6 protein-coding genes are annotated in these 6,935 nt (G+C 69.0%); 2 read left to right on the top strand and 4 right to left on the bottom strand.

Going from position 1 to position 6,935, the window contains the following annotated elements:
- Positions 1 to 2: 2 nt before the first annotated feature.
- The 4 genes from murA to ABZ477_RS03420 all read right to left on the bottom strand — a co-directional run bounded on the left by murA (position 3) and on the right by ABZ477_RS03420 (position 4,804).
- Entirely contained in the window at positions 3 to 1,373 is a 1,371-nt protein-coding gene (gene murA, locus ABZ477_RS03405; RefSeq protein WP_360127826.1) for a UDP-N-acetylglucosamine 1-carboxyvinyltransferase, read from the bottom strand.
- A gap of 81 nt (positions 1,374 to 1,454) precedes the next feature.
- A complete protein-coding gene (gene leuD / locus ABZ477_RS03410; protein ID WP_360127829.1) occupies positions 1,455 to 2,051 on the bottom strand; it encodes a 3-isopropylmalate dehydratase small subunit in 597 nt (198 codons plus the stop codon).
- Between the two features lies 1 nt (position 2,052).
- Positions 2,053 to 3,564, bottom strand: coding sequence for a 3-isopropylmalate dehydratase large subunit (leuC, locus tag ABZ477_RS03415; RefSeq protein ID WP_360127832.1), 1,512 nt, complete (start codon positions 3,562 to 3,564; stop codon positions 2,053 to 2,055).
- A 163-nt stretch (positions 3,565 to 3,727) separates the two neighbouring features.
- Positions 3,728 to 4,804 carry a TerC/Alx family metal homeostasis membrane protein gene (locus ABZ477_RS03420; protein ID WP_360127835.1) on the bottom strand — a complete coding sequence of 359 codons (1,077 nt, stop codon included), beginning with the start codon at positions 4,802 to 4,804 and terminating at the stop codon, positions 3,728 to 3,730.
- Between the two features lie 279 nt (positions 4,805 to 5,083).
- Between ABZ477_RS03420 and ABZ477_RS03425 the strand changes: the two genes are divergently transcribed.
- Complete coding sequence (locus ABZ477_RS03425) at positions 5,084 to 5,638, top strand: sigma-70 family RNA polymerase sigma factor (protein WP_360127838.1); 555 nt, start codon at positions 5,084 to 5,086, stop codon at positions 5,636 to 5,638.
- Positions 5,635 to 6,780: a DUF4349 domain-containing protein gene (locus tag ABZ477_RS03430; RefSeq protein WP_360127841.1), complete on the top strand. Its 1,146-nt coding sequence runs from the start codon at positions 5,635 to 5,637 to the stop codon at positions 6,778 to 6,780. The genes ABZ477_RS03425 and ABZ477_RS03430 overlap by 4 nt, the downstream gene beginning before the upstream one ends.
- The last annotated feature ends 155 nt before the right edge of the window (positions 6,781 to 6,935 follow it).

Raw genomic sequence — 6,935 nt, forward strand, 5'->3', positions numbered from 1 at the left:
GCCTACTCGATGACGTCGAAGTCGGCGCCGAGCGCGTCGAGCTTGGCGAACAGCTTCTCGTAGCCGCGGCGGATGATTCCGACGTTGCGCACGACGGACTCGCCGTCGGCCGCCAGGGCGGCGATCACGTGGCTGTAGCCGCCGCGCAGGTCGGGGACGACGATGTCGGCGCCGTGGAGCGGCGACGGGCCCGTGATGACCGCGGCCTGCTCGAGCTCGCGTCGAGGGACCCGCCGGGCGCCGCCTTCGAGACCGTTGTGGTGCACGACGATGTCTGCGCCCATCTGCACGAGCGCCTGCGTGAAGCCGAAGCGGTTCTCGTAGACCGTCTCGTGGACGATCGACTCGCCCTGCGCCTGGGTCAGCGCGACGATGAGCGGCTGCTGCCAGTCCGTCATGAAGCCCGGGTGCACGTCCGTCTCGACGACGACGGGCTTGAGCGGACCGCCGCGGCGGAACTGGATGCCGTCCTCGTGCACCTCGAACCAGCCGCCGACCTTGCGGAAGACGTTGAGGAACGTGAGCATCTCCTGCTGCTTGGCGCCGCCGACGAAGATGTCGCCGTCGGTCGCGAGCGCCGCACAGGCCCACGAGGCGGCCTCGTTGCGGTCGAAGATGCAGCGGTGGTCGTAGCCGCGCAGATTCGGGACGCCCTCGATGAGGATCACCCGGTTCGGCTCGTAGGAGATGATGGCGCCCATCTTCTGCAGCACCGCGATGAGGTCCATGATCTCGGGCTCGATCGCCGCGTTGCGCAGCTCGGTCGTGCCCCGCGCGCGGACCGCGGTCAGCAGGACCTGCTCCGTCGCGCCGACGCTCGGGTAGGGCAGCTCGATGTCGGCGCCGTGCAGGCCCTCGGGGGCCGACAGGCGGATGCCGCTGGGGAGCTTCTCGACGACGGCGCCGAAGGAGCGCAGCGCGTCGAGGTGGAAGTCGATCGGGCGGTCGCCGATGCGGCAGCCGCCGAGGTCGGGGATGAACGCCTGCCCCAGCAGGTGCAGCAAGGGCCCGCAGAAGAGGATCGGGATGCGGGATGCTCCCGCGTGGGCGTCGATCTCCTCCATGTGGGCCGACACGGCGCCGCTCGGGTCGAGATGCAGGACGCCGTCCTCCTCACCGTCCACGACGCTCACGCCGTGCACTTCGAGGAGCGAGCGCACGACCTGCACGTCGCTGATGTCCGGGACGTCGCGCAGGATGCTCGTCGTCTCTCCGAGGAGAGCCGCCACCATCGCCTTCGTCGCGAGGTTCTTCGCGCCCTTGACCTCGACCCGGCCCGTGAGGGGACGGCCGCCGCGGATCGCGATCGTGTCGCCGGACAGTTCCTTGGCTCCCGTCTTCGGATGCGCCGAGTCGCTGAGGAGTGTGTTCATCCGGTGGGACCTCACTTGTTCGTGTCGAGCACGCGCGGCGCCCTGTTGGGGCTCTGCCACGCTGGGCGGGAACGTCTTAGCTTACGGAACGGGAAGCGTGCGAGGCCGCCACGCCTCACGTCGGGCCTCGAACTGGGCGATCCTGTCCTCGTTGCGCAGCGTCAGTCCGATGTCGTCGAGACCCTCGAGAAGGCGCCACCTAGTGTAATCGTCGATCTCGAAAGCGACCCGCAGACTCCCCACGGAGGCGGTGCGCGACTCGAGGTCGACGGTCATCGGGATGCCGGGCTCCGCCTCGATCGCGTCCCAGATCGCGGCGAGGTCGGCCTCGGAGATGACGCCGGTCACGAGACCCTGCTTGCCGGCGTTGCCGCGGAAGATGTCGGCGAAGCGCGTCGAGAGGACGACCTTGAAGCCGAAGTCGCGCAGGGCCCAGACGGCGTGCTCGCGGCTCGAGCCCGTGCCGAAGTCGGGACCGGCCACGAGGATCGACGCACCCTGGTAGGCGGGCTGATTGAGGACGAACTCGGGGTCCTGACGCCAGCTGGCGAACAGCGCGTCGTCGAAGCCCGTCTTGGTGACGCGCTTGAGGTACACCGCCGGGATGATCTGGTCGGTGTCGACGGCGGAGCGGCGCAGCGGAGCGGCGATGCCGGTGTGAGTCGTGAACTTGTCCATGTCAGGCGATCCCTCCGTTCGACCCCTCGACAAGCTCGGGGATCGACTCCTCGAGATCGCTCGGGCTGGAGAGCGTTCCGCGGACGGCCGTCGCGGCCGCGACGAGCGGCGAGACGAGGTGCGTGCGTCCGCCCTTGCCCTGCCGGCCCTCGAAGTTGCGGTTCGACGTCGAGGCGCACCGCTCCCCCGGGGCGAGCTGGTCGGGGTTCATGCCGAGGCACATGGAGCACCCGGCGAAGCGCCATTCGGCGCCGAAGTCCTCGAAGACCTTGTCGAGGCCCTCGGCCTCGGCCTCGAGGCGGACGCGCGCCGAGCCGGGCACGACCATGACGCGCACTCCCGGTGCCTTCGTCCGGCCCCGGACGACCGACGCGAACGCCCGCAGGTCCTCGATGCGGCTGTTGGTGCACGAGCCCATGAAGACGGCATCCACGGGAACGTCCTTGAGGGGCGTGCCCGCGGCGAGGTCCATGTACTCCAGCGCGCGCTCCGCGGCGGCGCGCTCGTTCGGGTCCTCGAACGAGTCGGGGTCCGGGACGACGTCCGACAGCGAGACCCCCTGGCCGGGGTTGGTGCCCCACGTGACGAACGGCTCGAGCTCGTTCGCGTCGAGGAAGACCTCGGCGTCGTACACGGCGCCCTCGTCGCTGGGAAGGGTGCGCCAGTAGGCGACAGCATCCTCCCAATCCTGCCCCTGGGGCGCGTGCGCGCGGCCCTTGACGTACTCGAAGGTGGTGTCGTCGGGCGCGACCATGCCGGCCCGCGCACCCGCCTCGATGGACATGTTGCAGATCGTCATGCGCCCCTCCATCGAGAGGGAGCGGATCGCGCTTCCGCGGAACTCGAGCACGTAGCCCTGGCCGCCGTTGGCGCCGATCTTGGCGATGATCGCGAGCACGACGTCCTTCGCGGTGACGCCGGGCTTCAGCTCGCCCTCGACCGTGATCGCCATGGTCTTGAAGGGCTTGAGCGGCAGCGTCTGGGTGGCCAGGACGTGCTCGACCTCGCTCGTGCCTATGCCGAACGCCATCGCGCCGAACGCGCCGTGCGTCGAGGTGTGCGAGTCGCCGCACACGACGGTGATCCCGGGCATTGTGAGGCCGAGCTGCGGACCCACGACGTGGACGATGCCCTGCTCCTTGTCGCCCAGCGAGTGCAGGCGCACGCCGAACTCGTCGGCGTTGCGGCGCAGGGTCTCGATCTGGGTGCGGCTCGTGAGGTCGGCGATGGGCTTGTCGATGTCGAGCGTCGGAGTGTTGTGGTCCTCCGTCGCGATCGTGAGGTCCAGGCGCCGCACGGGACGACCCTCGGCGCGCAGGCCGTCGAAGGCCTGCGGGCTCGTCACCTCGTGGACGAGGTGCAGGTCGATGTAGATGAGGTCCGGCTCGCCGTTCTCGCCCTTGACGACGAGGTGGTCGTCCCAGACCTTCTCGGCGAGCGTGCGCGGACGATCGGGGATGCCGGACGCGTCGTCACCGCTCAGCGGAAAGGCATCGGAAACGGGGGTGCTCATTGCTCTGTCGTTCTCCTCGGATGGGGGATCAAGCCCGCAACGGACTCCGCGACGAGGAGGGGCTCAGAACGAGATCTCGTCGCGGCCGCTAAGGAGAAGGCGAGCGATCCGCACCCGGCCAGGTTACCACCGGGTGCGGATCGCTCGGCGCGCGTGACGCCCGTCAGTGCCTGTCGTCGGGGCTGGCCGGCTGCTGGACGGTGGGCGGTGTGCCCTTCTCGTCGGCGACGACGGCGGCCGCGGCCTCGGCGTTCGCAGCCTTCTTCTCGCGCGACGACGAGATGAGGCTCGCGATCGTCGCGACGGCCATCGACAGGATGATCACGAGCAGTGAGGTCCACGTCGAGATCTCGGGCGCCCATTCGACGGGCTCGCCGTTGTTGATGAACGGAAGTTCGTTGACATGCAGGGCGTGGAAGAACAGCTTGACGCCGATGAAGCCGAGGATGAACGCGATGCCGTAGTGCAGGTACTTGAGCTTGTCGAGGAGTCCCCCGAGGAGGAAGTACAGCTGCCTCAGGCCCATGAGCGCGAAGAGGTTGGCGGTGAAGACGATGAACGGGCTCTGGGTGATGCCGAAGATCGCGGGGATCGAGTCGATCGCGAAGATGAGGTCGGTGAACCCGATCGCGACGAACACGAGGATCATCGGCGTGAAGATCTTCTTTCCGTCGACGACGGTGCGCAGCTTCGCGCCGTCGTAGTGGTCGCTGATGTCGACGAAGCGGCGCATGAACCGCACGATGCCCGCCTCGGCCTCGGCGTCGTTCTCGTGCGCCTTGGGGAATGCCTGCCGCCACGCTGTGAAGACCAGGAACGCGCCGAAGACGTAGAAGATCCAGCTGAAGCTCTCGATCAGTGCCGCGCCGAGCATGATGAAGATCGCGCGCAGGATGAGGGCGATGATGATGCCCACCATGAGCACTTCCTGCTGGTAGCGCCTCGGCACAGCGAACTGGGCCATGATCAGCACGAAGACGAACAGATTGTCGATCGACAGGCTGTATTCCGTGAGCCAGCCGGCGACGAATTCGCCCATGGCCTGCGCGCTGCCGGTCACCCAGTAGAGGATGCCCGCGAAGATGAGGGCCAGCGTCACGTAGAAGACGACCCAGAGCGTCGCCTCCTTCATCGACGGGATGTGCGGCCGCTTGAGGATGATCAGAAGATCGGCGATGAGGATCAGCGTCAGCACGATGAGCGCGCCGACCTGGAACCAGACGGGGATCTCGTAGGTCATGGAAACCTTTCGGAGGGATGGTCGCAAAGGGCCGAAAGTCTCTCCCCCGCCACGGCGGCGCGCGCCCGGGAGCCGACGGCGGCCCCGTGATGACGGACGCGCGAGAACGGGATACTCCCTCTCGCTCGGTTCAGGATAGCCGCCCGGTCCGTCATGCGGGTTTCGCGGGCGTGACGGATGCCGCGTTCCAGCGCCCTCCGCACGTGAGACGAAGCGCCTCCCGCCGACACTTGCCGGGTGAGAGACAATGAGGCGCAGACCTCGCCGGACGGACGGTGGATGACCGAGATCGATGGAACGGACGCCGCGCTCGTGCGCGCGGCCGCCGAAGGCAGCGAGCATGCTTTCCGCGCGCTCTACCGCGCCTACGTGCGGCCCGTGTACTGGATCGCCCATGGACTCGTGGGCAATGCGGCAGACGCGGAGGACGTGACGCAGGAGACGTTCCTGGCCGCGTGGCGCAAGCTGCGCGGCTTCGAGCTCGCGGGGGATTCGCTCCTCCCCTGGCTCGCGACGATCTGCCGCCTGCAGGCCGCCAACCGCATCCGTCGCCAGCGTCGCGACCGCGAGCGCACGGCCGGCGAGGCGGACGAGACCCTGCCTTCGACGGTCGACGTCGAGCAGCAGGTCATCGACGACGATCTCGCGGAGCGCATCCTGCGCGCCGTGGAGGGGCTCAGCCCCCTCGACCGCGAGATCTTCCGGCTCTGCGCCGCGCAGGGCTACGCCTACCAGGCCGCCGCCGACGAGCTCGGCGTCGCGCACGGAGTGGTCCGCAATCGTCTCTCCCGCATCCGCACGCGCCTGCGGACGACTGTCAAGGAGAGCACATGAACACGCCGCACGACGAGGCGCCCGTCACCGACCCCGTCGAAGACCTTCCCGACCTGCCCGAGGAGCGGATCGCCGAGATCGAGGAGTCTCTCTTCGCCGCCATCGGCCGAGATCGCGACGCGCGACGCGCCCGTCGCGGCCGCTGGTGGATCGGCGGGGCGGCCGCTGCCGCCGTCGTCGTGGTCGCCGCCTTCATCTCGCCCATGGTCGTGCCCCTCGTCGGCGGCGGAGCCGGGGAATCGGCCGACAGCGCCGGTTCGGCGCCTGCCGGTCCCGACAGCCTCGTGACCGACGGCGGCGCCGCCACGGAGGAGAGCGGGCGCGACACCGGGTTCCTCGACGAGTCGTCCGTCGCAGGCTCGGATGCCGCTGCCGACCGCGACATCATCACGACGGCATCCGCGACGGTCGTCGTCGACGATGTCACGCAGGCGGCATCGGACATCGCCGCATCCGCCGAGGCGCACGGCGGCTACGTCGAGTCGATGAGCATCGGCCAGAGCGGCCAGGTCTACCCCATCGAGCCGGGGGTCGTGTACGACAGCACCTATCCGTACCCCTACCCCTCTCCGGACGGGGCGTGGATCTCGGTGCGGGTGCCCGCCGATGAGCTCAGTGCCGTCGTGGACGAGCTCTCCGGGCTCGGCGAGGTGACGGCATCCTCGATCAACCGGCAGGACGTGACCGAGCAGACGATCGACCTGCAGGCGCGCATCGACGCGGCGCAGGCATCCGTCGACCGGCTCCTGGAGCTCATGTCGCAGGCCGGCGACCTGTCGGACCTGATCGCGGCCGAATCGGCGCTGGCCGAGCGTCAGGCCACGCTCGAGTCGTACCAGCAGCAGCTCGAGTCACTCGAGGACCAGGTCGCGATGTCGACGCTCACCGTGACGCTCGTGCCGCACACCGAGCCGGTCGAGGCGGATCCCGCGGGCTTCGCGGACGGGCTCGTCGCGGGCTGGAACGGGCTCGTCGCGACGCTCAACGGCATCGTGATCGCACTGGGCTTCATCATCCCGTGGCTCGCCGTGGCCGCCGTCGTCGCGCTCATCGTGTGGGGCGTCATCCGGCTCGTGAAGCGGCGCCGCGCGCGGCGCGCCGCACGGCCGGCGGAGCCTGCGCCCCCGACTCCCGAGGAGTGAGCGGAACGAAATGAAGCAGGGCCCCCGGTCGGGGGCCCTGCTTCATTCTGTGCGCGAGGGGGTGTCTGGCGTCACGACATCGTTGACAGCTGATCGCGCGGATCTTGCGCGTGATCGTTGACGGATGAGTCGCGACATCGGCGACACCCTCGGCG

This window comes from Microbacterium sp. NPDC019599 (assembly GCF_040632175.1).
Lineage (GTDB): Bacteria > Actinomycetota > Actinomycetes > Actinomycetales > Microbacteriaceae > Microbacterium.